Source organism: Cupriavidus sp. 01L46, from assembly GCF_056399905.1.
In genome coordinates this window covers 1-2257 of the sequence record NZ_JBFTSF010000529.1, presented here as the reverse complement: position 1 = coordinate 2257, position 2257 = coordinate 1, and the positions used below count along the sequence as shown (strand labels likewise).

At 66.8% G+C, this 2257-nt stretch carries 2 protein-coding genes; both read right to left on the bottom strand.

What is annotated here, in order from left to right; all coding sequences use genetic code 11:
• Positions 1-60 precede the first annotated feature (60 nt).
• The gene (locus AC1DS3_RS37935; RefSeq protein ID WP_441640423.1) at positions 61-867 is read right to left on the bottom strand and encodes a hypothetical protein; all 807 of its coding nucleotides are present in this window, start codon (positions 865-867) and stop codon (positions 61-63) included.
• Positions 848-2215 (bottom strand): hypothetical protein, encoded by a 1368-nt coding sequence (locus tag AC1DS3_RS37930; RefSeq protein WP_477129281.1) that lies wholly within the window; start codon positions 2213-2215, stop codon positions 848-850. The genes AC1DS3_RS37935 and AC1DS3_RS37930 overlap by 20 nt, the downstream gene beginning before the upstream one ends.
• Positions 2216-2257: the final 42 nt, after the last annotated feature.

The following is a 2257-nucleotide window of genomic DNA, read 5'->3' as shown; positions in this document are numbered from 1 at the left end:
CCATCGCAGCAACGTCCGGCAAGGCAGCTTTGCCACCGGCATCCGCCCCGCAGATCTGCCTCACCGGATTGCATTGCCCCCCTCCATGCCGCGGTCCATCGCGACCGCCGCCATCATGGCGCTCGGCTCCCTGGCGGCGCTGCCTGCCGCGGCAGCGTCAGGCGCTTCATGCCAGCCGTTGTCGCCCAACACGATCTCGAACACGGTCACGGCCACTTGCACGCTGGCTTCAGCCAGCAGCCTGCTCGTCACCACCCCCGGCGGCATCATCAGCGTGGTGGGCGGCCCCGGCGTGACGACGCCTTCGGGAGGGCTRTTTGCCCCGGTCACTTTCATCGAAAACCAGGGCAGCATCTCGAGCACTGGCCTGAACGGCGCCAATTCAACCTCCATGCAATCGCCCGCGGGTGGAGACGGCGGCGTCGGCACGGGCATCAGCGTGTCCTCAATGGCTCCCGGCGTGTTTACCGTCGGCGTGATTACCAACAAAGGCTCGATCTCCGGCGTGGGCGGGAATGGTGGCAGTGGCAATCCATCGCCCATCCCTGGAGCCAATGGCGGTGCGGGCGCGGCGGGCATCGGCATCAACGTGTCGACAGCAAACGTCGCGACCATCACCAATAATGGCTCGATCACCGGCACCGGTGGCGCAGGCGGCTCAAACGGCACCACCCAGACAGGTGCATTTGGGCACGCCGGCACGGGCATTGGCGTCAGCATCTCGTCAGGCATGCTGGGCGCGCTAGAAAACAACGCGAGCGCGACCATCTCCGGCATTGGCGGGAATGTGCAAGGCGCGGGGACGATCACCGACACAGGTGGCGCGGCTACTGGCGTCAGCATCGATTCAAGCAGCGTCCAGTCCATTCAGAACGCCGGGACCATTTCCGCCACTGGCGGTTCCCGCCCCAGCTTCATGTTCCCCAACACTCTCGCGGGGGGCATGGCAATCGGTATCGGCATTTCCGGGAGTACGGTTGGCATTGTTGGCAATACCGGGACCATCACGGCATCCTCTCCTGGCGGCTTCAGCACCGGTATCAATGTACTGAACAGTACGGTGGACCGGATTGACAACTTCGGCACGATCTCTGCCGGGACCGCCATCAGTATCAGCGCCGACAGCAAGATCACCAACGGCATCCATAACGCCGGCCGCCTGGACGGTGCCGTCATGCTGGGCAAAGCGACGCTGGAACTGGATGGCGCCACCGCCACCGTGACCGGCCCGGTCTCTGGCCAAGCCGGGTCCGCTGTCAACGTCAACGGCACATTCACGTCGGGCAACACGTTCCAGGTGGACATGTTCAATGTGGCCAAGAGCGCCGTGTTCAACATGGGGCATTACATCAGCGTGGCCTCGGGCTTGAACAACGCCGGCACACTGGCCGTTGCGCCCGGGGCGACCGCGACCATCGATGGTAACTACACGCAATCCGCAAGCGGTGTGTTCCAGACCGGCCTGGGCGCCAAGGGCACCTATGGCAAGCTGGTGGTGAGGGGCACTGCCGACCTGTCCGCCAGCAACAAGATCAATGTGAACGTGGCCGGCGCGCCGGCGCTCGTCGCGGGCACCAGCGTGCAGCCCGGTGTGATCTCCGCCGCCCAGCTGCGGGCYGGCCCGACCTTCACGGTGACCGACAACAGCGCGCTGTTCGATTTCATCGCCACCCGCAACGGCAATGCCGTCGACCTGTGCGTGGCCAGGGCCGGCGCTTCGTCCTGCTCCGCCGCGCCGGTGACTCTGACGCCGGACCCGGCTTCGCCGAGTTCGCCAACCCCGACGCCCACCCCGGCGCCGACCCCGGTGATCACCGTGGTCAGCAGCGTGACCGGCGCGCAGAACACCCCGGGACTGGGCGCCGCGCGCGTGCTCGACGCCCTGATCTCGCAAGGCGCGGGCGCCCCCGCAGCCATGACGCCGGTCATCACCGCCCTGGGCACCCTGCCGACCGAGCAAGCGGTGTCGGACGCGGTCAAGCAGACCCTGCCGCTGATGGTCGCCGGCATGACGGATGTGAACTCCGCCGCCATGCACGCCACCAACCGCGTGATCCAGTCCCGCCAGGAAGCCAACCGCGGCCTGTCCTCCGGCGACGAGTTCGTCAGCGACCGCCAGGTTCAGCGCATCGGCGCCGGTCTCGGTGTAGGCCGCATCCTGGATGAAGGTGTAGTCGGCCCGCAGCGACGGCGTGAAGGTGGTGGTTGGCTGCAGGTTGAAGACGCGGCCGATGCCGGCGCCGACGTGCGCGTTCCA